General features: G+C 72.7%; 20 protein-coding genes and 1 pseudogene. 9 read left to right on the top strand and 12 right to left on the bottom strand.

The genetic code is table 11. The annotated features are described in order from the left end of the window. Positions 1 to 55 precede the first annotated feature (55 nt). The 3 genes from AB0M39_RS36230 to AB0M39_RS36220 all read right to left on the bottom strand — a co-directional run bounded on the left by AB0M39_RS36230 (position 56) and on the right by AB0M39_RS36220 (position 3,127). Entirely contained in the window at positions 56 to 1,168 is a 1,113-nt protein-coding gene (locus AB0M39_RS36230; RefSeq protein ID WP_365371682.1) for an endonuclease/exonuclease/phosphatase family protein, read from the bottom strand. A gap of 210 nt (positions 1,169 to 1,378) precedes the next feature. Continuing rightward, entirely contained in the window at positions 1,379 to 2,815 is a 1,437-nt protein-coding gene (locus AB0M39_RS36225; RefSeq protein ID WP_365371679.1) for a GMC family oxidoreductase, read from the bottom strand. Between the two features lie 99 nt (positions 2,816 to 2,914). After that, a complete protein-coding gene (locus AB0M39_RS36220; RefSeq protein ID WP_365371677.1) occupies positions 2,915 to 3,127 on the bottom strand; it encodes a hypothetical protein in 213 nt (70 codons plus the stop codon). Between the two features lie 234 nt (positions 3,128 to 3,361). Here AB0M39_RS36220 and AB0M39_RS36215 point away from each other — a divergent pair, with 234 nt between their 5' ends. Continuing rightward, positions 3,362 to 3,808 (top strand): VOC family protein, encoded by a 447-nt coding sequence (locus AB0M39_RS36215; protein WP_365371674.1) that lies wholly within the window; start codon positions 3,362 to 3,364, stop codon positions 3,806 to 3,808. Between the two features lie 111 nt (positions 3,809 to 3,919). Here AB0M39_RS36215 and AB0M39_RS36210 read toward each other — a convergent pair whose 3' ends face one another. The 4 genes from AB0M39_RS36210 to AB0M39_RS36195 form a co-directional block, all read right to left on the bottom strand. Next, positions 3,920 to 4,714, bottom strand: a complete 795-nt coding sequence (locus tag AB0M39_RS36210) for an ABC transporter permease (RefSeq protein WP_365371671.1) — start codon at positions 4,712 to 4,714, stop codon at positions 3,920 to 3,922. Then, positions 4,711 to 5,697 carry an ATP-binding cassette domain-containing protein gene (locus tag AB0M39_RS36205; protein WP_365371669.1) on the bottom strand — a complete coding sequence of 329 codons (987 nt, stop codon included), beginning with the start codon at positions 5,695 to 5,697 and terminating at the stop codon, positions 4,711 to 4,713. The genes AB0M39_RS36210 and AB0M39_RS36205 overlap by 4 nt, the downstream gene beginning before the upstream one ends. A 71-nt stretch (positions 5,698 to 5,768) precedes the next feature. Continuing rightward, on the bottom strand, positions 5,769 to 6,605 hold the full coding sequence (locus tag AB0M39_RS36200; protein ID WP_365371666.1) for a DUF4097 family beta strand repeat-containing protein: 837 nt from the start codon (positions 6,603 to 6,605) through the stop codon (positions 5,769 to 5,771). A 140-nt stretch (positions 6,606 to 6,745) separates the two neighbouring features. Further along, positions 6,746 to 7,291 carry a hypothetical protein gene (locus AB0M39_RS36195; protein WP_365371664.1) on the bottom strand — a complete coding sequence of 182 codons (546 nt, stop codon included), beginning with the start codon at positions 7,289 to 7,291 and terminating at the stop codon, positions 6,746 to 6,748. Between the two features lie 447 nt (positions 7,292 to 7,738). On the opposite strand from AB0M39_RS36195, the gene AB0M39_RS36190 reads away from it, so the two are divergent. From AB0M39_RS36190 to AB0M39_RS36165, 6 genes are all read left to right on the top strand, one after another. Continuing rightward, on the top strand, positions 7,739 to 8,755 hold the full coding sequence (locus AB0M39_RS36190; protein WP_365371661.1) for a LacI family DNA-binding transcriptional regulator: 1,017 nt from the start codon (positions 7,739 to 7,741) through the stop codon (positions 8,753 to 8,755). Next, positions 8,752 to 10,446, top strand: coding sequence for a sugar ABC transporter ATP-binding protein (locus AB0M39_RS36185; protein WP_365371659.1), 1,695 nt, complete (start codon positions 8,752 to 8,754; stop codon positions 10,444 to 10,446). Before AB0M39_RS36190 ends, AB0M39_RS36185 begins: the two co-directional genes overlap by 4 nt. Further along, positions 10,436 to 12,382 carry a substrate-binding domain-containing protein gene (locus AB0M39_RS36180; protein WP_365371656.1) on the top strand — a complete coding sequence of 649 codons (1,947 nt, stop codon included), beginning with the start codon at positions 10,436 to 10,438 and terminating at the stop codon, positions 12,380 to 12,382. Before AB0M39_RS36185 ends, AB0M39_RS36180 begins: the two co-directional genes overlap by 11 nt. A gap of 134 nt (positions 12,383 to 12,516) precedes the next feature. Then, complete coding sequence (locus AB0M39_RS36175; protein ID WP_365371653.1) at positions 12,517 to 13,416, top strand: ribokinase; 900 nt, start codon at positions 12,517 to 12,519, stop codon at positions 13,414 to 13,416. 242 nt (positions 13,417 to 13,658) lie between these two features. Next, a complete protein-coding gene (locus AB0M39_RS36170; protein WP_365371650.1) occupies positions 13,659 to 15,089 on the top strand; it encodes an FAD-dependent monooxygenase in 1,431 nt (476 codons plus the stop codon). A gap of 322 nt (positions 15,090 to 15,411) precedes the next feature. Then, a complete protein-coding gene (locus AB0M39_RS36165) occupies positions 15,412 to 16,815 on the top strand; it encodes an FAD-binding oxidoreductase (RefSeq protein WP_365371647.1) in 1,404 nt (467 codons plus the stop codon). 211 nt (positions 16,816 to 17,026) lie between these two features. On the opposite strand, the gene AB0M39_RS36160 is transcribed toward AB0M39_RS36165, so the two are convergent. After that, a complete protein-coding gene (locus AB0M39_RS36160; protein WP_365371645.1) occupies positions 17,027 to 17,521 on the bottom strand; it encodes a peptidylprolyl isomerase in 495 nt (164 codons plus the stop codon). A gap of 165 nt (positions 17,522 to 17,686) precedes the next feature. On the opposite strand from AB0M39_RS36160, the gene AB0M39_RS36155 reads away from it, so the two are divergent. Together AB0M39_RS36155 and AB0M39_RS36150 are read left to right on the top strand one after the other, a co-directional pair. Further along, a complete protein-coding gene (locus tag AB0M39_RS36155; RefSeq protein ID WP_365371642.1) occupies positions 17,687 to 19,063 on the top strand; it encodes a pyridoxal-dependent decarboxylase in 1,377 nt (458 codons plus the stop codon). Positions 19,064 to 19,197: 134 nt separating this feature from the next. After that, positions 19,198 to 20,031, top strand: a complete 834-nt coding sequence (locus AB0M39_RS36150) for an alpha/beta hydrolase (protein ID WP_365371639.1) — start codon at positions 19,198 to 19,200, stop codon at positions 20,029 to 20,031. 75 nt (positions 20,032 to 20,106) lie between these two features. Here AB0M39_RS36150 and AB0M39_RS36145 read toward each other — a convergent pair whose 3' ends face one another. The 4 genes and pseudogenes from AB0M39_RS36145 to AB0M39_RS36130 form a co-directional block, all read right to left on the bottom strand. Next, complete coding sequence (locus AB0M39_RS36145) at positions 20,107 to 21,048, bottom strand: ornithine cyclodeaminase family protein (RefSeq protein WP_365371636.1); 942 nt, start codon at positions 21,046 to 21,048, stop codon at positions 20,107 to 20,109. Then, a complete protein-coding gene (locus AB0M39_RS36140) occupies positions 21,045 to 22,178 on the bottom strand; it encodes a pyridoxal phosphate-dependent aminotransferase (RefSeq protein WP_365371634.1) in 1,134 nt (377 codons plus the stop codon). The genes AB0M39_RS36145 and AB0M39_RS36140 overlap by 4 nt, the downstream gene beginning before the upstream one ends. 5 nt (positions 22,179 to 22,183) lie before the next feature. Continuing rightward, on the bottom strand, positions 22,184 to 22,828 hold the full coding sequence (locus AB0M39_RS36135; RefSeq protein ID WP_365371631.1) for a PAS domain-containing protein: 645 nt from the start codon (positions 22,826 to 22,828) through the stop codon (positions 22,184 to 22,186). A gap of 544 nt (positions 22,829 to 23,372) precedes the next feature. Further along, a pseudogene (locus tag AB0M39_RS36130) lies at positions 23,373 to 23,997 on the bottom strand (serine/threonine protein kinase); the annotation flags it as partial.

The following is a 23,997-nucleotide window of genomic DNA, read 5'->3' as shown; positions in this document are numbered from 1 at the left end:
GGCGCGACGGGGGGCGCGTCCCCGCCGCGTGCTCCACGCGTGGTCCGGCGGGCGGTCAGAACCTGATGCGCGCCGCGATCGGCAGATGGTCGCTTCCGGTCGCGGACAGCGACCAGACATGGGTCACGGTCGCCTCCCGCGCCAGGATCTGGTCGATCCGGGCGACCGGCATGGCCGCGGGCCAGCTGAACGCCAGTCCGGAGCCGGGGAGCCGCATCTGCGAGCTGACCGGCGCCAGACCGCGGTCGTCGACCGTGCTGTTGAGGTCCCCGAGCAGAATCACCCGCTCCAGCGGCTCGGCGGCGATGGCCGCGCCGAGCAGAGCGGCGCTCTCGTCCCGCCAGGCCGAACGGAACCCGCCGCTCAGGCCGATGCGCACGGACGGCAGATGGGCCACGTACACGGCGACGTCGCCGTGCGGCGTGCGGGCCGTCGCCCTCAGCCCGCGGTTCCAGCCCGCGCCGACGCCCTGCGGCTTGATGTCCACGGGCCGTACGTCGTCGAGGGGGTACGTCGACCAGAGCCCGACCGTGCCCGTGACCGCATGGTGGGGATAGCGCCCCTGCAGAGCCTCCTCGAAGGCCGGCAGCGCGGCCGGGGTCAGCTCCTCCAGCGCGACGAGGTCGGCCCCCGCCTTGAGCAGGCGCCCGGCCGTGCCCGAGGGATCCGGGTTCTCGTCGCTGACATTGTGCTGAAGCGCGGTGACGTCGGACGACGTGTCGGACGGGGGCAGCAGCAGACCGCCGAAGAGGGCGCACCAGGCCGCCGCGGGCGCCAGTGCCGCGGCCAGCGCGACGGCGGAGCGGCGCAGCAGCGCCAGAGCGGCCAGCAGAGGCGCCGTCAGGCCGAGCCACGGCAGGAACGTCTCCAGCAGGCTGCCCAGACGGCCGACGCCATTGGGCACGGCGGCGGGGAAGAGCAGCAGGAAGGTCACGAGCGCGGCGAGCAGGACGAGAACGCGATCCCCTCTCCGGACCGCGAGAAGCCGCCGCCCGATGCGCCCGGTCCGCGACCTCGCCGCCTCGGCGTCGCTGCCCGCCACACCGCTGTCCGCGAGACCGGCAACGGCCACGCCGCTGCCCTCAGTACCGCTGTTCTCAGTACCGCCGCTCTGGCGAACGCTGCCCTGGGGAACGCTGTCCGCCGCGCCGCTGTCCGCCTGCTCCATCCGGTGCCCATGCTCCCGTTCGACGCTTCTCGCGTCGCGGCCGGGGTGACGACGTCGCACGGTAGGACGACGCTCGGGTCCGATCTCCGGTTCCCCGCCGCGTCGAGGCACTCCGCCGGAGCACCTCGACGGCTGCTGCGGCGCCCCAGCGGCCCTCGTCGCTGGGGCGCCGCCGCCGCGGCCGTCGCGTCCGACACGACGTGACCGCGTTCAGCGTGCGGCGAACCCGGCGGCCCGATAGCCGATCATCATCGTGGCCAGGTTGGTCTGCGCGCGCGGAATGCTGGGCATCACGGAGGCGTCGGCGACCATGAGGTCGTCCACTCCTCGAACGCGGAGCCGCTCGTCGACGACGCTCGCGTCGTCCGCGCCCATCCGGCAGGTGCCGACGGGGTGGTGGTAGGAGAGGGCGTTGCGCCGGCACGCCTCCTCGAGGCCGTCCTGCGTCCACCACGGGGCGTCGGGGAGCTTCAGCGTTCCCTTCGCCGCGAGCTCGTCGACGATGTCGGCGACCGTCGAGACGATCTCGGCGGCCCGCAGGCGGTCCAGCGGGTCGGAGAGGTGGTTGAGGTGCACCTTCGCCCGCTCCCCGCCCAGTTCGAGGCGGCCTCGGCTGACCGGGGTGACCAGGGAGCTGGTGACGGAGGCGGTCAGCGGTCCGGCGGTGGGGTCGAAGAACGGCGCGTGGTAGGCGAACACATGGGCTTGGGGATGGTTCTCGCCTTCCAGCTCGAACGTCAGCAGCGTGCCCTGCCCGCCCGGCATCGGCAGCTCGGCGGGGTCGGCGACCTCCACCTGCATCTGCATGATGGCGTGGTCGGACAGGTTGGCGCCCAGCTCGGGGGCGTCGGCGTAGACCGGGAGACCCGCGGCCCGCAGCTGGTCGGCCGGTCCGACGCCGGAGCGGAAGAGGATCTCCGGGGTGCCGAAGGCCCCCGCGCTCAGCACGACCTGGTCGGCGAAGACGCTCTGCTCGCCGTATTCGTCGCGGACGACCACTCCGTGCGCCCGCCCGCGCCGCACGATGACGCGCACGACCTCGCTCTGGGGGCGCAGCTCGACGTTCGGCCGCGACCGTACCTGGGGCAGGAGCGCGACCAGTGTGCTCATCCTGACTCCGCCGACGCGGTTGGTGGGGAACGGCCCGAATCCGAGCTCGCCGGGCGCGTTGTGGTCCGGCACCGGGGCGAAGCCACGGCTCTCGTAGGCGCCTTGGAAGGTGACGTCGAACGCCCCCGGCTCATGCCGCGTGATCGCGATCGGCCCGCCGGCGCCGTGGTACTCCTCCCCGCCGAACTGCCGGTCGCGCTCGATGGCGCGGAACGCGGGCAGGCACTTCTCCCAGGTCCACTCCGGCGAGCCCCAGGCGTCGTAGCACCAGGGATGTCCGCGTACGGCTGCCGCCGCGTTCACCGCCGAGCTGCCGCCGAACACCTTGCCGCGTGGCAGGAAGTATCCGGTGTCCGCGTCGGAGTACTCCCAGTAGTACTCGGGCGGCAGAAGTATCTCCTTGCGCAGCGCCTCGGGGACGTCGGGCCCCGGATCGACGCCCGCGTCCACGAGAACGACCTCGTGCCCGGGGTCCTCGCTGAGTCTCCAGGCGCACATGAGGCCGGCGGATCCGGCGCCCACGATGACTGTTCGCATGTGTTTCCTTTGTGGCAACGTTGTCAGATAGCCAGAACGGCGGTGATCACTCGGAGTCTTGGACCACTGCCGTGGGACGGCACGAGAGTGCCGCGCAGCTCACCAGTCCCAGGGGATGTTGCAGGAGCTGCCGAAGCAGGCGGGCGCGACCTGCGCGACGACCGCCTTCCCCGCTCCGGTGTCCGCCGTCCCGGGCCCGGGGGAAGCCGGGCCGGCGAGAGAGAGGGAGAACGCGGAGATCAGCGCGCCTGCCGCGAAGAAGAGGGCTAACGCAGGCGCGACGCCGTGCTGGTGACGTGTGGTGCGGTTCATTCGACGTCCTCGGTTCTCGTCCGTCCGCTGCGGAATGCTGGAGAGGGGCGCACCAGCATCATGCGCTCCTCTCCGGCTCGATCCCACCATGTGGTTCTCGGCCTGAGCCATGAATGTTTTTGCGACGATCCATCAGGTTTCTTTGCCTGTACACCGGTTCCGCGCAGCCGGTCGAACCCGGCGGCCGAGGCTCTGGCAGGCTTGTGGACCATGGATCGAGAAGGGGGTTTCCCGATGGCGAACGAGGAACGAGAGACGCGGCCGGCCGGCACGCCAAAGACCGCGGCGAAGCCCGCGGCATCGGCTGCGACGGACTACGCGTTCGGGCTGCACCACGTACAACTCGCCCTGCCTCCGGGGGGAGAGGAGCTGTGCCGCAGCTTCTACGTCGACGTGCTCGGCATGACCGAGCTGGAGAAGCCGCCGGTGCTCGCGGCCCGCGGCGGCCTGTGGGTGCGCGCCGACAGCCTGGAGATCCACCTCGGAGTGGAGGAGGACTTCCGCCCGGCGCGCAAGGCACATCCCGGCATCCTCGTCGCCGACCTCGACGGCCTCGCCCAGCGCCTGACCGGCAAGGGAGTCGAGATCACCTGGGACGACGACTTCCCGGGCCACCGGCGGTTCTACGCCTCCGACTGCCACGGCAACCGCCTGGAGTTCCTCAGCCCCCAGCGTGACTAGCACGCCCGGCTCCGGGCCGCGCGGGGCGTGCGGCGGGTACGGCGGGTACGGCGGGTGCGCGCGATCCTGAGGTCAGGAGACCGTGCGCATACCGCGCGCCCAGGGGCCGGGTCAGCGCCCCAGGGGACGGTTGAACGCCGCCCGGGCCCACAGATAGCCCGCCGCCGCCAGGCCGAGGCACCACGCCGCCGCGATCAGCGCGCTGGCACCGATCTCACAGCCCGTCAGCAGACCCCGCAGCGTCTCGATGACCGGTGTGAAGGGCTGGTACTCGGCGAAGAGGCGCAGCCCGGTCGGCATCGACTCCGGCGGGACGATGGCGCTGCCGAGGAACGGCAGGAACTGCAGGGGCATCGGCATATTGCTCGCCGTCTCGGGCGTCTTGGCCACCAGACCGAAGGCGGCCCCCAGCCAGGTGAGCGCCAGGGTGAGCGCGGCGAGCAGGCCGAGCACGGCGATCCACTCGACCAGGGTCGCGTTGGGCCTGAAGCCCATGAGCAGCGCGACCGCGATGACGAGGACGATGCCGGCCATCGTCTGGATCACGCTGCCGACGACATGGCCGGTCATGAAGGACGCCCGCGAGATCGCCATCGTACGGAAGCGGTTGACGATGCCCTCGGTCCGGTCGACGCAGACGCCGACCGCGGTGGACAGGGATCCCGACGTCGCGGCCATCAGGATGATGCCGGGGGCGACGTAGTCGATGTACTCCCCGCCGCCGCCCGGTGCGACGCCGCCGATGCCGGCGCCGAGGGCTCCGCCGAAGGCGTAGTTGAACATCATGAGGATCATGACGGGCATCACGACGACTGCGATCGTCAGGGACGGATAGCGCAGCGCGTGCTTGAGGTTGCGCCGCAGCATCGTCGCCGAGTCTCTGACGGCATAGGAGAGGCTGCTCATCGAACGTTCTCCTGGCGGGAGTCGGGGGTGCGCTGCGGGCCGACATGGCCGGTCAGGGCGAGGAACACATCGTCGAGGTCCGGGGTGTGCACGGTGAGCGACTCGGCCTCGACCGAGGCCTCGTCCAGGATGTCGAGCACGGCCCTCAGGGTGGGGAGGGAGCCGTCGCCGGGAATCTGGAGCGTGAGGGCCTCGCTGTCGCGGGACACGACGGCGAACAGCCGGGCCGCCGCGTCGAGTCCGCTCGCGTCGGCGAACTGCAGGCGGATATGGCCGCCGGGGATGCGCCGCTTCAGCTGGTCCGCGGTTCCCTCGGCGACCAGTCTCCCCTGGTCGAGGACCGCGATGCGGTCGGCGAGCTGATCCGCCTCCTCCAGGTACTGGGTCGTCAGGAAGATGGTGACTCCGTCGTCGACGAGGCTGCGGATGATCTCCCACATGGTGCGGCGGCTGCGCGGGTCGAGACCGGTGGTCGGCTCGTCGAGGAAGATGACGCGCGGCCGTCCGACGAGGGTCATCGCGAGATCGAGCTTGCGCCGCATGCCGCCGGAGAAGGCGACGACCGGCTGGTGCGCGGCCTCGGACAGATCGAACCGCGCCAGGAGCGCGGCGGCCCGCCGCCGGCCCTCGTCTCGCTCCAGATGGTTCAGGTCCGCCATGAGGATCAGGTTCTCCTGCGCGGTCAGCAGGTTGTCCACCGCGGAGAACTGTCCGGTGACGCCGATCGCCCGGCGTACGGCGTCGGCTTGGCGGTTCAGGTCGTGTCCGGCGACCTGGGCCTGCCCGGCGTCGGCGGCGATGAGGGTCGAGAGGATCTCCACGGTGGTGGTCTTGCCGGCGCCGTTGGGGCCGAGCAGCGCGAAGACCGTTCCCTGAGGGATACGGAGGTCGATGCCGTCGAGCACGACCTTGTCGCCGTACGACTTGCGCAGGCCGACCGTCGTGATCGCCGGCGCGAGCGCGGTCGCGGTGGACGCCGTCATAGCGGTCCTTCCCTTCTTCGTCGGAGCATTCGTCAGGGCGTTCGCCAGGACATTCGTCGGGGCGGCGGTGCTCAGGAGCGGCGGATCACGATGTCGCCGACGCCGGTGCGGGCGCGCACCTCGACGGTCTCGTCGGAGTCCTCGGGGCCTTCGGAGGCGCCGAGGGAGTTGCGCACCCGGCCGGTGCGGGAGCGCACGTCGAGCCAGGCGGCGGTGGTCTCGCGGACGCCGACCTCGACGTTGCCCGCGGCGGTCTCGAGCTCGACCAGGCCGCGTGCCACCTCTTCGACGCGGATGCTGCCGCTGGCGGTCCTGGCCTGGACCGAGCCGTGCGCGCGGCCGACGGTGATGGCGCCGTTGGAGGAGCGGGCGCGCAGATCTCCGGTGACCTCGCCGACCACGGTCTCGCCGTTGGAGTTCTTGACCGTGGCCGAGCCTGCGACCTCGCCGACGCGTACGCGTCCGCTGCCCGAGATCTCCGCGTCGCCCGCGACGCGGTCCACCATGACGTCGCCGATCGCGGTCTCCAGGTGCACGACGCCGGCCTGTTCGACCTGGATGTCGCCGGCGCGGGTCTTGAGCCGGCACTCCGTGAGCGGCCCTGCGCAGGAGAAGGCGGCCATCGGCGAGACGCCGTGCACCTGCGAGCCGGCGGGCAGCTCGATCGTCACGTCGACCGAGCCGACCTTGCCGAACAGGGAGCGCTTCTTGGGGCCGCGTACGAGCAGTCTGCCGTCGGCGTAGGAGACCTGGGTGTGCTGGGCGGCCCAGACGTCCATGTCGTCGGCGGCGTCGGTCGGCAGCACCTCGACGACGGTGTCGCCGCGCTTCCCCGCGGTGATCCGGGCCGACCCGATGTCGAACTCGATGGTGACGGCGATGGGCTCCGGGGTGTCGAAATCAGGCATGGGTGTCCCGTCCTCTTGGCTCAAGTCGGCTCAAGCGCGTGAAGTCGTGCGGTGAGCACCGCGCAGGGCGGCGCAACAAAGAAAGTGCTCGGGAGGCGAGCTGTGGCCGCGGCGCGCCGATGCGTCGCCGCGTGCCTCGGTCAGCGCACCCAGCCGGTGTAGCCCTGCCCCTTCCAGGTCCGGCGGGAGGGGCGACCATTCTCGGCACCGGGCTCGATGGAGGCGGCGACGGCCCGGACGAGCCAGGCGTTCACGGAGAGGCTCTCCCGTCCCGCGGCCTCCTCGACGCGCTGCTTGAGGTGGGCGGGCAGCCGGAGGTTGATCCGGGATGTGCCCCCTTCGTCGGCGTCCGACGGCGTCGGCGCCACCGCCGGCGGCGCCGACGTCGCGGCCTCGCTCGGCCCGGTCCCGGCGTCCTCGGGCCCCTCGTACGACTCATGGGCCGGTGCGGGCGTCACCACGAACTCGGGGTCCAGCCCCCGCAGCCGCACGTCCACCGAGCCGGGCGCGAGATCGCGGGTGACCTCGTCCATGGCGGCGGACAAGGCGTTGAGCAGCGTGAGACGGGCAGCCGACTCCAGCGGAGCGGTGAGCCGCTCCGCCAGGGCGCGGGCTTCGTCGCCGCCGGCGCCGGCGGCGACCGCGAGCTCGTGCCGGAGATGGTCGACGTAGGGCGTGAGGTCCATAGCGCCACTATGGCGCCAGAGTGATGCCATCACAAGCCTCCATGGCGCGCGAACGGCACAACGGGCACCGGCGACGGGTCGCCCAGCCCACCCGGACACTCCCGGCACAGGGCCTGAGAGCGGACTGCCGTACGGCCTCCCACCTGCCATTTCAGCTACGGCCCGACGTCTCGGACGCCACCCGCCCACACGGTCCCCAGACGACCCCAACCCCGGTTCGAGCGGTGTGGCGCCATCCATGCTCTTCAGGGGTGCCAATCTGACGCCATCGGGTTCCGGAGCGGCCCCGGGCGAGGGGCCGGCACGGCGGGAGACCGTCTGGCGCCCCCTGGGTGCCGCCACATCACGATCGGATCTCGCTGTGCCGTCGAGGGCTTGCCCCATCGCCGTGTAATCGATTCCAATCCTCGATGTAATCGATTCCACGGCTACAAGGAGGTGGTCGGCGTGGCGAGCATCAAGGACGTCGCGGCCGCAGCGGGCGTGTCCGTCGCCACGGTGTCGCGCGTTCTCAACAACGCCGCCTCCGTCAGCACCGAGGCACGCGCCCGCGTGCTGGCCGCCGTCGAAGCCCTCGGCTACCGCCCCAACGCGGTCGCCCGTTCGCTGCGCACGGACCAGACGCGCACGCTCGGCCTGGTCATCAGCGACGTGCTCAACCCGTACTTCACCGAACTCGCCCGCTCCGTCGAGGAAGAGGCCCGCGAACGCGGCTACAGCGTGATCATCGGGAACGCCGACGAGCGGCCCGAGCTCCAGGACCATCATGTCCGCACCCTCCTCGACCGCCGGATCGACGGGCTCCTCCTCTCCCCCACCGACGGCGCGTCGCCTCTGCTGCTGGACGCCGCGCGCGCCGGCACCCCGATGGTCTTCGTGGACCGGTGGATTCCCGGCGTGGACGTCCCCGTCGTGCGGGCCGACGGCCGGGCGGCCGTCCGCGATCTCGTCGCGCATCTGTACGCCCTCGGCCACCGCAGACTCGCGATCATCGCGGGCCCGGCGGCCACCACCACCGGCAGCGAGCGGGTGGCGGCGTTCCGCGAGGCGCTGCGCGAGCACGGTCTCGCGCTGCCCGAGGCGTACACGGGCCAGGGCGACTTCCAGGCGGACAGCGGCCGCCGGGCCACCGAGCGGTTCCTCGCCCTGCCCGAGCCGCCCGAGGCCGTCTTCGCCGCCGACAACCTGATGGCGCTCGGCGCGCTCGACGCGATCCGCGCCGCCGGCCTGCGCATCCCGCACGACATCGCGCTCGCCGCCTTCGACGACATCCGGTGGTTCGCGCACACCGATCCGCCCATCACGGCGATCTCCCAGCCGACGGGCGAGCTGGGCCGAGCGGCCGTACGGGCGCTCACCGACCGCATCGAGGGCAGGCTGCCGCAGTCCGTCACCCTCCCCGCGCGTCTCGTCGTACGCCGTTCCTGCGGCGAGCAGTCCCCGGACCGAAGGAGCAACACGTGAGCAGCCACAGCGAGTTGCTGCGCGTCGAAGGATTGCGCAAGGCGTTTCCCGGGGTGGTCGCGCTCGACGGCGTCGACTTCGACCTGCGCCGCGGGGAGGTGCACGTCCTGCTCGGCGAGAACGGCGCGGGCAAGAGCACGCTGATCAAGATGCTCTCCGGCGCGCACCGCCCGGACAGCGGACGGATCCTGGCCGCGGAGCGCGAGGTGCGCATCCACAGCGCCCAGGACGCCGAGCGGCTCGGCATCGCCACGATCTACCAGGAGTTCAACCTGGTCCCCGATCTGACGGTCGCCGAGAACGTCTTCCTCGGCCGTCAGCCGCGGCGCTTCGGGCTGATCGACCGCCGTGCCATGGAGGCGGCCGCCGAGGAGCTGCTGGACCGGGTCGGCGTACGGGTCTCGCCCCGCGCCAAGGTGCGCGAACTGGGCATCGCTCGGCTGCAGATGGTCGAGATCGCCAAGGCGCTCAGCCTGGACGCGCGCGTTCTGATCATGGACGAGCCGACCGCCGTTCTCACCTCCGAGGAGGTCGACAGGCTCTTCCGCATCGTGCGCGCACTGCGCGAGGACGGCGTCGGCATCGTCTTCATCACCCACCACCTCGAGGAGATCGCGGCGCTCGGCGACCGGGTCACCGTGCTGCGCGACGGGCGCAGCGTCGGCCAGGCGCCGGCTTCGACGCCGAGGGACGACCTCGTGCGGATGATGGTGGGGCGCAGCATCGAGCAGCAGTATCCGCGCAGGCGGCCAGAGGCGCCGCGGCAGCGGTCCGGCGCCGCAGCGCCCGAGGCCGCCGAGCCGCTGGCGCGGGATGCCGCCCAGCCGGAGGCAACAGCGTCCGCCCCGGCAGAGCCCGCCGTCGCAGCGTCCGCCCCGGCAGAGCCCGCCGTCGCAGAGCCCGCCGTCGAGGATCCCGCCGCCGGGGCGCCGTTGCTCTCGGTCAAGGGGCTGACCCGCGACGGCGTCTTCCACGACGTCAGCTTCGAGGTGCATGCCGGCGAGGTCGTCGGCATCGCCGGGCTGGTCGGCGCGGGGCGCACCGAGGTGGCCCGGGCCGTGTTCGGCGCCGACCCCTATGACACGGGCGCCGTCGAGGTGCTCGGCCGGCGGGTCGCCCGCCACGACGTGAACGCGGCGATGGGCGCCGGGATCGGCCTCGTGCCCGAGGACCGCAAGGGCCAGGGGCTGGTGCTCGACGCCTCGGTGCAGGAGAACCTCGGCCTCGTCACACTGCGCGCGGCAAGCCGCGGCGGGCTCGTCGACCTCAAGGCGCAGCGCGTCGCGGCGGCCCGGATCGCCGAGCAGCTGGGCGTGCGAATGGCCGGTCTCGGCCAGCAGGTGCGCACGCTGTCCGGCGGCAATCAGCAGAAGGTCGTCATCGGCAAATGGCTGCTGGCCGACACCAGGGTGCTGATCCTCGACGAGCCGACGCGGGGCGTCGACGTCGGCGCGAAGGTCGAGATCTACCAGCTCGTCAACGAGCTGACGGAGTCCGGGCACGCCGTGCTGATGATCTCCAGCGATCTCCCGGAGGTCCTGGGCATGAGCGACCGCGTGCTCGTCATGGCCCAGGGCCGGATCGCCGGCGAACTCGCCGCCGAAGCGGCCACCCAGGACGCGGTGATGGCCTTGGCCGTCAGCGCGCCGAACCCGACAGCGAACGAAGTGGAGGGCTCCCGTGGCCACTGACACGCTCAAGAGCGACATGGGCGCGAGCAGCGCCTCGGCGGTCCGCCGCATCCTGCTCGACAACGGTGCGCTCACCGCCCTGGTCGTCCTGGTGGCGGCGCTGTCGCTGCTCTCCGGCGACTTCCTGACCACGCAGAACCTGCTGAACGTGGGTGTGCAGGCGGCCGTGACCGCGATCCTCGCGTTCGGCGTCACCTTCGTCATCGTCTCGGCGGGCATCGACCTGTCGGTCGGCTCGGTGGCCGCGCTGTCGGCGACCGTGCTCGCGTGGACCGCGACGTCCCAGGGAGTGCCCGTCTGGCTGGCGGTGGTCCTGGCCGTCGCCACGGGCATCGCCTGCGGGCTCGTGAACGGCGCCCTGATCTCGTACGGCAGGCTGCCTCCGTTCATCGCCACCCTGGCCATGCTCTCCATCGGCCGCGGTCTGTCCCTGGTCATCTCGCAGGGCAGCCCCATCGCCTTCCCCGAGTCGGTGTCCGCGCTCGGCGACACGATCGGCGGCTGGCTGCCCGTCCCGGTCCTGATGATGATCGCGATGGGGGTCGTCACGGCCGTCGTCCTGTCCCGTACGTACCTCGGGCGTTCGATGTACGCGATCGGCGGCAACGAGGAGGCCGCCCGGCTCTCGGGGCTGCGCGTCAAGCGGCAGAAGCTCGCGATCTACGCGCTGTCCGGGCTCTTCGCCGCCGTCGCGGGCATCGTCCTCGCCTCCCGTCTGGTCTCCGCCCAGCCGCAGGCCGCGCAGGGGTACGAGCTCGACGCGATCGCCGCCGTCGTCATCGGCGGCGCGAGCCTCGCGGGCGGGGTCGGCAAGGCGTCCGGCACGCTCATCGGCGCGCTCATCCTCGCCGTGCTCCGCAACGGCCTCAATCTGCTGTCCGTGTCGGCGTTCTGGCAGCAGGTCGTCATCGGCGTCGTCATCGCACTCGCCGTGCTGCTCGACACGCTGCGCCGCCGCGCCGGCGGGGGCAGCGCGTCCTCGACCGCCTCCGGATCGCCCGGCAGCGGGAAGAAGAGCGCGGCGAAGCTGGCGCTCGCGGCGGTCTGCGTGGCGGCCGTCGTCGGCGCGACGTCGTTCCTCACCTCGGGCTCCTCCGACAAGGGCGTGAAGCTCGGCATGTCGCTCTCCACCCTGAACAACCCCTTCTTCGTACAGATGAAGGAGGGCGCACAGGCGGAGGCCGAGGCGGCCGGCGTCGACCTCACCGTGACGGACGCGCAGAACGACGCGTCCCAGCAGGCCAACCAGATCCAGAACTTCACCGGCGAAGGCGTCGCCTCGATCATCGTCAACCCGGTGGACTCGGACGCCGCGGGACCGGCCGTACGGGCCGCCGGCAAGGCCGACATCCCGGTGGTCGCCGCCGACCGCGTCGTCAACAAGGCGGACGCGACGCTCGTCGCCTCCGACAACATCGCGGGCGGCCGGCTCGCCGCGCGGACCCTGGCCGAGAAGCTCGGCGGCAAGGGCGAGATCGTCGTCCTCCAGGGCACCGCGGGCGCCTCCGCCAGCCGTGAGCGCGGCCAGGGCTTCGCCGAGGGCCTCAAGGCGTACCCCGGGATCAAGGTGGTGGCCAAGCAGCCCGCGGACTTCGACCGCGCCAAGGGCCTGGACGTCATGACCAACCTGCTGCAGGCCCACCCGCAGGTGACGGGCGTCTTCGCCGAGAACGACGAGATGGCTCTCGGCGCGGTCAAGGCGCTGGGCGGCAGGGCCGGCGCCTCCGTGGCCGTCGTCGGCTTCGACGGCACGCCCGACGGCCTGAAGGCCGTCGCGGCGGGCACGCTCCACGCGTCGGTGGCCCAGCAGCCCAAGGAGCTCGGCAAGATCGCCGTTCAGAACGCGGTGAAGGCGGCGCAGGGCAAGGGCGTGGCGGCGACGGTGATGGTGCCGGTCAAGGTGGTCACATCGAAGAACGTCGCGGACTTCTCCTGACCCCCTCCGCGACCGACCCGACGGACCCGCCGGACACGACCGACCCGCCGGACACGAGCGATCCGACGGACCCGACGTACATGACGGACACGACGGACCGAGCCGACCGCTCGACGAGTGAGAGCAGGACATCCATGCACGCCTACGATCTGCTGGTCGTGGGGTCGGCCAACGCCGACCTGGTGATCGGCGTCGAGCGCCGCCCCGCGCCCGGCGAGACCGTGCTCGGCTCCGACCTGGCCGTTCATCCGGGCGGCAAGGGCGCCAACCAGGCGGTCGCCGCCGCCCGCCTGGGCGCCCGTACCGCCCTGCTGGCCCGTGTCGGCGACGACGCCCACGGGCGGCTGCTGCTGGAGTCGCAGCGCGCGGCGGGCGTCGACACGGCCGGCGTCCTCGTCGGCGGCGCGCCCACCGGGGTGGCCCTGATCACCGTGGACCCGTCGGGCGACAACAGCATCGTGGTCTCCCCCGGCGCCAACGCTCGGCTGCTCCCCGCCGACGTCCGCGCCGCGGGGAGCCTGCTGGCCGCCGCGCGGGTCGTCTCCGTTCAGCTGGAGATCCCGCTGGAGACGGTCGCCGAGGTCGTGCGGGGCATGGCCCCGGGCGCTCGTCTCGTGCTGAACCCGTCGCCGCCCGCTCCCCTTCCCGCCGAGGTGCTGGCAGCCTGCGATCCGCTGGTGGTCAACGAGCACGAGGCTCTGACGATTCTGGGAGAGCAGCCGCCGGGCGCGTCCCCGGAGGACTGGGCACGTTCGCTGCTCGCTCTCGGCCCGCGGTCGGTCGTGGTGACGCTGGGCGCGGCGGGGGCGCTCGTCATGGACAGTCGTACGGACTCCGGCGTGCGGGTGCCCAGTCCGCGGGTCGACGCGGTGGACACGACAGGCGCGGGCGACGCCTTCACCGCCGCGCTGGCCTGGCGTCTGAGCCTGGGCGAGGAGCTCCCGCCGGCCGCGGCGCTCGCGGTGCGGGTGGGCGCCGCCGCGGTCACCACGAGGGGCGCCCAGGACTCGTATCCGACGGCCGCCGAGCTCTGAGCACGCTGAGGCCGCCCGACCGCAGTGCGAGAGGCCTTGCGTGGGCGTCGGTCAACTTCGCGTGAGAGCAAGGCGATCTGGTACGTGGGGTGCTCGTCGGAGGCGCCGGGAGCGGTGAGCCTCGATTTCGCGGGCTCTCGGTCCGCCGAGGCCCCGGCCGCGCCCGCCGGGGTCTCGTCCGCGTTCCGCCATGCCTGATACTGGCCGCTCCTAGATCGACTCGCTGACCACGAGGGGCGCACATGGCAGAAAACGCACAGGGGCAGGGCGGTTGGCGGCACGGCGCGGGCGGGCGGCACGCCGTCGTCATCGGCGGAAGCCTCGCGGGGCTGCTGGCGGCGCATGTGCTGGCCGAGCACGCGGACAAGGTGACGATCGTCGAGCGCGACCGCCTGCCCGAGGGCCCTCATCCGCGCTCCGGCGTGCCGCAGGGCAGGCACACGCATGTGCTGCTCGAGGGCGGGCAGCTCGCGCTGGACTCTCTGCTGCCGGGGTTCATGGCCGAGTTGAGGGCCGCGGGCGCCCCGCGGATCGGCATGCCGTCGGACATGGTGCAGTGGCAGACCGGACGCTGGTTCCGGCGCACGGAGCCGACGACGCATATCTACACCGGTTCGCGCGCCCAGGTCGAGCACCTCGTGCGCGAGCGCGTGCTGGCCAACCCCGTGATCACGACCGTCGCGTCCACGGAGGTCGTCGGGCTCGCCGGAGACGCGTCGCGGGTGCGGGGCGTGCTGCTGCGCCCGCGCGGCGAGGGCGCGTCCGCCGCCGGCGACCAGTCGCAGGAGCTGGCGGCGGACTTGGTGGTGGACGCCTCGGGACGTGGTTCGCGGGCGCCGCGGTGGCTGTCGGAGATCGGCGCGGAGCCTCCGCGGGAGGAGACCATCGACACGGGGCTGGCGTACGCCTCCCGGGTCTACCACAACAAGAGCGACCACCTCGGCTCGCAGGCGCTCGGCTACTACGTCTTCCCCAACCCCTCGCAGGTGTACGGCGGTGGGGTGCTGCCGCTGGAGGACGGCCGCTATCTGGTGATCCTCTCGGGGCTGCGGGGCGACGAACCGCCCACGGACGAGGAGGGGTTCACCGCGTTCGCCGCCAGGTTCCCGCATGCCTTCATCCATGACTGGCTGCGCGAGGCCGAGCCGGCCACCCCGCCCTTCGGCTTCCGCCAGACCTCCAACCTCCGCCGCCGCTACGACCGCCCGGGCCGCCGGCCCGCCGGATTCCTCGCGACGAGCGACGCGCTGTGCACGTTCAACCCGATCTACGGCCAGGGCATGGCGGTCGCGGCGATGAGCGCGGTGGCGCTGCGCGACGCGCTGGCCGATCGCCGGCGCACGCCCACGACACGCCGGGTCCAGCAGGCGCTGTTCCAGGCGTCCCGGCAGGCCTGGGACATCTCGGCGGGCGCGGACAAGAGCATGCCGGGCGCGGAGGGCAACGCCCTCGCCACCCGGGCCGTCGACCGGCCCGTCGGCTGGTATCTGAGCCGCGTCCAGCAGCGCTACCCCGGCGACCCCGTCGTGGGCCCGGCCTTCCGCTCGGTGCTGACCCTGACGGCGCCGCTCACCGCGCTGTTCGCCCCGAAGGTGGTCCGGTCGGTGCTCTTCTCGCCGATCGCCGAGACGCCCGCCGAGCCTCCCATGACACGGGAGCGCGCCGACGGCTGAGCAGCGCCGGTCCGTCGACGCAGCGCCCGACGGCGGACCGGGACCTCGGCTGGGGTCCTGCGGCCTGGGCTGGGTGGGGTCCGGGCCCGGGCATCCTGCGCGTGCCGGTTCCGCGCCGCCGCGGCGGCGGTGCGAGGCTGCTTCGCGCGGTCTCGCCGCCCGGCGCGCGCCAGTCCCGGCTGGAGCCTGGGCCGGGGTCCGGGCCTGGGCTGGGCGCCGCGGGCGGGACGCCTCGCCGACGGCGTCCGACGCCGGGGCGATGGACGGCGGCCGGAGTAGAGTCGAGGCGTCTTCGCTCGCACTCCGCGTCTCGTCACCGCGGATGTTCAGAGTCCTGGAGTCCGCCATCTGCGCACACGGCCATTCCCGAGGCATCGAGGGGACGCTCGTCCGGCGGGGCGACGCCGACTACGACGCGGTCTGGGCGAGCATGCTGTGGAACGGGCTCAAGCCCCGGCGGTTCCCGGAGCTGATCGTCCGGGCCGCCTGCGAGCAGGACGTCGTCGAGGCCGTCAGGCTGGCTCGCTCGCACGGTCTGTGCGTCGCCGTCCGGTCGGGCGGGCACAGCTGGTGCGGCTCGCCCCTCCGCTCCGACGGCATGCTCATCGACCTCTCCCGGCTCCGGCGGTGCGAGGTCGATCCGGCCGCCGGGACGGCGTTCGTGCAGCCGGCCGTCACCGGGGACGAACTCGTACCCCGTCTCGTCGAGCACGGTCTCGCCTTTCCCGTCGGGCACTGCGGGTCCGTCGCCGTCGGCGGGTATCTCCTCAGCGGCGGGCTGGGGTGGAACTCCCGCGCCCTGGGGCCGGCGTGCCGGAGCGTCTACGAGATCGAGGCCGTGACGGCGGACGGCGAGGCCATCCGCTGCAACGAGGACGAGCATCCGGAGCTGCTCTGGGCGGCGCGCGGCGCCGGGCCGGGCTTCTTCGCCGTCGTCACCGGATTCCGGCTGCGGCTGCACCGGCATCCCGGGGCGATCTCGTCGATCACCTACGGCTTTCCGCTCGCGGACGTCGAAGAGGCCGCGAACTGGGCCGCCGAGACCGCGCGCGAGCTCCAGCCGACGGTCGAGTCGACGCTCGTCATGGCGACCGCGTCGCCGGACACGACGGCGCTCAGCCCCCGGCCGAAGGTGCTGACGCTGACCGCCACCGCCTTCGCGGACTCGAGCGACGAGGCCGCCGGTCTTCTCCGGCCGCTTGAGAGCAGCCCCTTCGCGAAGCGCGCCCTGTTCCGGGACACGGACGCCCCGGCGTCCCTGTGCGCCCTGAACCACGCCTCGGCCAGCTTCTGGCCCCCGCAGGGCCGCTACGCGGCCGACACCCTGTGGTCGCAGGCGCCCGTGGGCACGCTGCTGTCCAGGCTCCGCGACACGATCGAGAACGCCCCCTCCGACGACTCGCTGGTCCTCGCGCCCGTGTCGCCCGCGTCGCAGGACGAGGATCTGCTGGGCGACATGGCGTTCTCGGTGCTCGGCGAGAGCTATGTCGTCCCGTACGCCGTCTGGGACGACCCCGCGGACGACGGCGTCAACACCCGCTGGCTGCGCTCCGCGATGAGCTCGGTGGAGCCGCTCGGCACGGGCCACTACATCGCCGAGTCCGACCTGACCGCCGACCCGTCTCGCGCCGAGCGCTCGTTCGCGCCGGACCACTGGCAGCGGCTGCAGACCCTGCGGGCACGGTACGACCCCTACGGCGTCTTCCACTCCTACCTGACGCCCTGACGTCCTGACGGGCGGCGCGCGAGGTGGCGCGGGACGCGCGAAGGCCTCCGCCGCGGCGGAGGCCTTCGCGATCCAGGCTTCGACCCGGCCGGCCCTCGTACGGTCGGCCGGGGCGATCCGGACGGACGCCCGGCCGTGCCGGGCGACGCCTGAACCTGGTGTAGCTGTCGTGCTCTGATGCGGTGGTGCGGTGGTTCTGTCGTGCGAACTGCTACTCGGCTACGACGCCGGACTTCGCGATCTTGATGTTGGCGGAGGTCCTGCCGGTGCGCGACCCCAGGCCCTCGATCTTCTTCACGATGTCCATGCCCTCGACGACCTCGCCGAAGACGACGTGCTTGCCGTCCAGCCAGTCGGTGACGATGGTGGTGATGAAGAACTGCGAACCGTTGGTGTTCTTTCCGGCGTTGGCCATGGAGAGCAGGCCCGGCTTCGTGTGCTTCAGCTGGAAGTTCTCGTCCTCGAACTTCTCGCCGTAGATGCTCTTGCCGCCGGTGCCGTCACCTCGGGTGAAGTCACCGCCCTGGAGCATGAAGTCGGGGATGACCCGGTGGAAGCCCGAGCCCTCGTAGCCGTATCCGTGCGCGCCGGTGGCGAGCTCGCGGAAGTTCTTGGTGGTCTTGGGGACCACGTCGTCGTAGAGCTTGAAGACGATCCGGCCTGCAGGCTTGTCGTCGATGGTGATGTCGAAGTAAACGTTGCTCACAGAGGCATCCTCACATCTCCGCGCCGAGAAAGCACACGCACCCCACCTGCCACGGCTCTCCCAACCGGTTCGGCGGCAGACCACGAGCCCGCGTCGGGCGGTGGAGGCACTGCTGGGAGCGGCCGTGTCTTGCAGGGCCGCCCGGACTGATCCATAGTCCGAGACATGGACCCGCGTGAGGCAGCGCTTCACCAGGCGTACGAACACGCCGTCCGCTGGCTGGCGAGCCTCGCCGACCGCCCGGTTCCCGCCCGTGCCTCGGTCGACGAGAGCGTGCGCGCGCTCGGGGCCGAGCTGCCGGACCGTCCCAGCGCCCCCGCCGACGTCGTCGAGCTGCTCGCCCGCGCCTGCGAGCCGGGGCTCACCGCCTTCCCCAGCGGCCGTTTCTACGGATTCGTGGTAGGCGGCGGCGAGCCGGCCGCGCTGGCGGCCGACTGGCTGGTCAGCGCGTGGGACCAGAACGCCGTGATGCGCACGGTGTCGCCCGCGCACACCGCCGCCGAGGACATCGCCGGCGCCTGGCTGCTCGATCTGCTCGGCCTGCCGGCCCAGAGCGCGGTGGGGTTCACCACGGGCGCCACGATGGCCAACTTCACCTGTCTGGCGGCCGGGCGCGACGCGGTGCTGCGGCGCGCCGGCTGGAACGTCGCCCGCGACGGGCTCGTCGGCGGGCCGCCCGTGCACGTCGTCGCAGGCGCGGGCCGTCATATGGCCGTCGACCTGGCGCTGCGCTACCTGGGGCTCGGCGAGCCGCGCCTGGCGGAGGCCGACGAGCAGGGGCGCGTCCGGCCCGACGCCCTGCGCCGCGCTCTGGAGGGCGCCGGCGCGCGGCCCACGATCGTGGCTCTCCAGGCGGGAGAGATCCACTCCGGCGCCTTCGACGCCTTCGAGGAGACGATCGGCGCGGCACGCGAGGCAGGCGCGTGGGTGCACGTCGACGGCGCCTTCGGGCTGTGGGCGGCGGCCTCGCCGCGCTTCGCGCATCTGACGGCGGGATGCGCGGGCGCCGACTCCTGGGCGACGGACGCCCACAAGACCCTCAACGTCCCCTATGACTGCGGCCTCGCCGTCGTGCGCGACCCCTCGGCGCTGCGGGCCGCGATGGGCCTGCGCGGCGACTACCTCATCCAGCACGAGCAGGGCGACCCCTTCGACAAGGTCCCCGAGCTCTCCCGGCGCGGCAGGGCGTTCACCGTGTGGGCCGCGCTCAGGTCCCTGGGGCGCCTGGGCGTGGCCGACCTGGTGGAGCGACTGTGCCGGCACGCCCGCGTGTTCGCCGCCGGCGTCGCGGAGATCGACGGGGCGAGCATCCTGAACGAGGTGGAGTTCACGCAGGTCTGCGCCTCGTTCGGCAGCGACCGGCGTACGGAGGAGGTGCTGGCCCGGCTGCTGGAGGACGGCACGGCGTGGATCAGCGGCTCCACCTGGCGCGGCCGTCGCGTCATGCGGATCTCGGTGAGCAACTGGTCGACGACCGACGACGACGTGAGCCGCACCCTCGACGCGATCCGGCGCGCCGCTGCCGCCGCGCCCGCCGACTGACGGCGGGGCGAGGCGGTCCGGGCGGTGCTGCGGACCGTGGACCTCCGCTCACCGGCCTAGTAAGGTGCGTGGCCCTTGTAGATCATCACCGGTATCGCGGTCCCTCATGGGCCGTCAGGCGAGAAGGGGCAGCAGTGGGCGGCTGGCAACTGACGAGGACCTTCACCAGCTCGTCCGAAGAGGTGCGCTGGGACCGCCTCGGCGATCCGGCGGCGCCGCCCGTCGTCCTGTTGCACGGCACGCCGTTCTCCTCCTATGTCTGGCGGGCGGTCGCCCGTGCGCTGGCCGGCGAGTTCCAGGTGTTCGTATGGGACATGCCGGGCTACGGGACCTCGCAGATGTCCGACGGACAGGACGTGTCGCTGGCCGCTCAGGCCCGGGTCCTGTGCGAACTGCTGGAGCACTGGGGTCTCTCCGAGCTCTCGGAACCGCAGGTGGTGGCGCATGACTTCGGCGGAGCGGTCGCCCTGCGCGCCCATCTGCTGCACGGCGCGCGCTACCGCCGGCTCGCGCTGGTGGACCCGGTCGCGCTGGCGCCCTGGGGCTCGCCGTTCTTCCGGCTGGTCGGCGAGCACGCCGAGGTGTTCGAACAGCTCCCGGCGCCCCTGCACAAGGCCCTGGTGCGCGAGTACATCTCCTCCGCCAGCAGCCCGGGACTGCACCCGGCGACGCTGGAGTCCCTCGTGGCGCCGTGGCTCGGCGAAGGCGGCCAGCCGGCCTTCTACCGGCAGATCGCCCAGGCCGACCAGCGTTTCACCGACGAGGTCCAGCCGCGGTACGGGGAGATCGACCTCCCGGTGCTGGTCTGCTGGGGCGAGGACGACGCCTGGATTCCGGCGGCCAAGGCCCACGAGCTCGTCTCCCTCGTCCCCGGGGCCCGTCTGCGGCTCGTCCCGGGCGCGGGCCACCTGGTCCAGGAGGACGCGCCCGCCGAACTCGTCGCGGCGCTGCTGGAGTTCCTGGAGTGACGCCGACCGCGGCGCGCACGCGCCCGGCCTGGATGCCGAGGCGGGCGGCCACCACAGCATCGGTCTCGCAGTCGTCTAGGCCAGCAGCTCGTTCAGGACGGCTGAGGCCAGGGCGGCGTCCAGAGCCCCTACGCCGGTCAGGTCGGCGACCGTGACGGCGTTGTCCGGCCGGTCGACCGGGCTCTTGAGCAGCGCGCCCGCCGCGATGTCGTCGCCCTCCGCGACTGCCCCGGCCCGGACGGCGTGTCCGAAGTCGCCGTGGTCGAGGCACTGGGCGTGGTCGTCGGTCGCGATCAGCTGGGCGCGGCCGAACAGCGCGGGCGGCAGCTCGTTCTTGTGAGGCATGTCGGCGCCGATGCCGGTCACATGCGCGCCCTCGCGGACCTGGTCGGCGTCCAGCACCGGGGCCGTGGCCGGCGTCGTAGTGATGATCATGTCGGCGGCGGCCGCCTCGTGCGCCGAGGCGGGGCGGGCGGGCAGGCCGTGTGCGCTGAGCTCCTCGCACAGCGCGGCGGCTCTGTGCGGGCTGCGGCCGTGGACCAGCACCATGCCGACCGGGCGGAGCCTGGCGAGCCAGGTCGCCTGGAGGCGGGCCTGCTCGCCGGCGCCGAAGACGGCGAGCGTGGCGGCGTCTGGCCGGGCCATGGCGTGGGTGACCAGTGCGCCTGCCGCGGCGGTGCGCCAGGCGGTCAGCAGACCGCGGTCGTCGAGGATGGCGCGGATCTGGCCGGTGCGGGCGCTGACGACGCAGACCAGACCATGGTTGGAGGCCAGTCCGGCCTGGGGGTTGCCGTAGAAGCCGGTCGCGATCTTCACGGTGAAGTCGGCGGCGCCGGTGATCCATCCCGCTTTGACGTGGCAGTCCCCGTCGGCGCCGGGGAACTCCATGTGCAGGGGCGGCGGCACGCTGGTGCGGCCCTCCGCGTGGGCGACCAGCGCGGCACGGGCGGTGTCGAGGACCAGCTGCGAGGTGGCGGCCTTCTGGACGGCGGCCGTGTCGAAGACGGGCAGGGTCATCGGCGTGCTCGCATCCACTGGGCGAACGCGGCGAGTCCCTCGTGCGGATTGCGGCGGCCGATGCCGATGCGGAACCGGTCGGCGGGGCTGGGGGTGAGCTCGGAGCGGTAGATGCTCGCGGGCAGCAGCAGGACTCCGGCTTCCTCCACCAGCCGGGTGCAGAAGTCCTCGACGCCGTCCGGTCCGAGATAGCGGGGGTAGGCGACGCAGCCGCCTTCCGGCGCCTGCCACTCGAAGTCGTCCGCGAACTCGGCGAAGAACGCGTCGAAGGTCGGCAGACTCTCCGCGATCAGGGCCCGATTGCGGTCCAGGATGGTCCCGCGGGCCTTGAGCGCGATGCGGGCCAGGACCTCGCTGGGGGCGGAGTTGCAGATGGTGGTGTAGTGCTTGGCGCGCTCCAGGCGCGAGCGCAGCGCACGGTCGCGGCAGACGATCCAGCCGATCCGCAGTCCGGGCAGGCCCAGGGACTTCGACGTCACGTTCAGGGACAGGGCGCGCTCGGAGAGGTCCGCGGCCTGGGGCAGCGTACGGGCGGGGTCGCGCTCGAGTCCGCGGTAGACCTCGTCGCTGAACAGGTGGACGCCGCGCTCGTCGCACAGCCGGGCCAGCGCGGCGAAGTCGGCGGCGTCGACGACCTTCCCGGTGGGGTTGTTGGGGAAGTTCACCGAGAGGACCCGGGTGTTCGGGCGGAACGCGGCCGCCACCTCGTCCAGGTCCAGGGCCCAGTCCCGCTCGGGGTCCAGGGCGACCCCGGTGACCTCGCACAGCGCCAGCGGGATGGTCTCGGCGGCCTGGTAGTTCGGGGTGACGACCACCGCGTGGTCGCCCGCGTCGAGCAGGACGTTCATCGCCAGATAGAGGGCCTCCTCGGCACCGGCGAAGCAGATGACGTCGTCGGCGTCGGCGTGCTCGTACGTCTCGGCGATCACCTCGCGCAGGGCCGGGTCGCCGAAGGTCTCGGTGTAGCCCAGGGACAGGTTCTCGAAGGCGTCCCGGTCCTTGTCGTCGGCCAGCGCGAGCAGCTGAGCCAACGTCATCGTCTGGGCGTCGGAGGCGGTGAGATGGTGGCGAGCGGTGAACTCCCAGCGGGAGAAGAACGTCTCGAGGCGGAAGTCGGGCAGCCGGGTCATGGCGGTCAGTCCTTTGCGCTTGATGCTCTGAGCTCGGCCAGCAGGCCGTAGACGGTGGACCGGGACACCCGCAGCGCGCCGGCGACGACCGGGGCGGCGCGGCGCACCGCGAACACCCGGGCCTCGTCGAGCCTGCCGAGGATGGCGATGCGGTCCTGGCGGGTCAGGCGTTCGACAGGGCGGCCCGTCTCGCGGACATAGCCGCCGACGATGTGCTGGACGCGCTCGGACCAGTCCTGCTCGAACAGCGGCTCCGGGCGCTCGACGGCAGGGGCGCCGAAGGCGGACAGCACGGCCGCGGCCTGCTCGAGCGGGCTGCGGTCGAGGTTGACGCACAGGACGGCCGACGGCTTGCCTTGCGCGTCGCGCAGCACCGCGCTGACCGAGGACAGCCGCCGTCCGTCCGCGAGCAGCTTCTCGTACGGCCCGTACACATCCCGCGCCGAGGGATCGAGGTCGTCCAGCTCGCCGAGCAGCGACGGGTCCCCGGGGCCGCGGGAGGTCATGGGGTTCCAGATCTCGATGACCTGGTCGGTGTCCGGATCGTGCAGGACGACTTCGGCGTACGGGCCGAGGAGCAGCGCGACGGCCTGGCACACCGGCGCCCACATCTGTACGCGAGGGTCGGCGCCCTCTTCGACTTTCCCCATATCTGGACTGTACGTCCAGACTGGACAGAAAGTCCACACCCTGTCTCGGCCCCGGGGCCCGGCGCGGGTGGCGGTCTTCGGCTGGCTCAGGCCGCTGGAGGCCCCGAAGGCGAGCGCCCATGACGAACCTCGGCTCGAGGAGCCTCTGAAACGGATGTGGGCGCACAGCCTGCCGGCGCCCAGCGCCGCCGTACCGGCGTGCGGGGTCCTCGCGCTGTGCGCTGGGGCCTCGGACACGCTCACGCCCTGGTTCGCGGCGAGTTCCTCTGGACGGCTGCTCGGCGTTTACGGGCCCGCCCGTAGGGACGATCCTTGACTGGCCCGGCCAGGGGTGCTGAGCCCGTTCACCCGGAGAGTGGCGGCTGCCGCCTCCCGCAGGCGCGAGCGGACCGCGGCGAGCAGCGGTCCCCACGCCGGTGACCGGGGCGCAGAGCAGGCCCACAGGGCCCCAGGCACCCCTCCGCTGGGCGGGTGTGCGAGGTCAGACGATCCCTGCCCCCCCGACGGCCGCCGGGGACATCAGACTCGCTCGTCCAGCCGCCCGCTAGTCGTCCTCGATCCGCAGACCGTCCCGGGCATGGTCGAAGACCTGCTTGTACTGGGCCCAGTCCGCGCTCGGCGCCGAGAGGTAGAGCGCGTACTCCTTCTCGCCGGGCTCGCCGAAGCCGAGGTCGATCGCGCGGAACTCGCGGGCCCTGCCGTCGAAGGTGAACTCCCAGATGGCGGCGGGCTGTCCCCGGAAGGAGGTGCTCTGCATCCGCAGCCGCTCGTAGCCGGGCAGCTTCCCGTTGGCGAGCGACGTCGCCTCGTCGTCCTTCCAGTGCTGGAGGGGGTCGGTGGTCGCGAAGTCGAGGACGTTGACCCGCAGGCTCGCCAGACCTGTCGGGTCGATGAACGCGATCGTGCCGTCGGGCAGCGCCTTGCGCTTCCAGCCCTTCGGCACGGGCAGGGAGAGCCCGGCGCCCTCCTCCTCGACCAGGCGGTAGCCCGCCGGGACGGGGTCCGGCTGCGGGGAGGCGGGCCCCGACGACGAGCCGGACGGCTTGGGGTCCTTGCCCTGCGGTTCGCCGCCCTGGCCGCGCAGCGTCAAGGCCGTGACGCCCGCGCCCGCGACGGCGACCGCCAGCGCGGCCGCCCACAGTGCCGTGCGGCGCCGGCCGCGCGAGCGC

Source organism: Streptomyces sp. NPDC051907, from assembly GCF_040681075.1.
Lineage (GTDB): Bacteria > Actinomycetota > Actinomycetes > Streptomycetales > Streptomycetaceae > Streptomyces.
The sequence above is the reverse complement of the archived record's forward strand: the minus strand, read 5'-3'. Positions and strand labels throughout refer to the sequence as shown.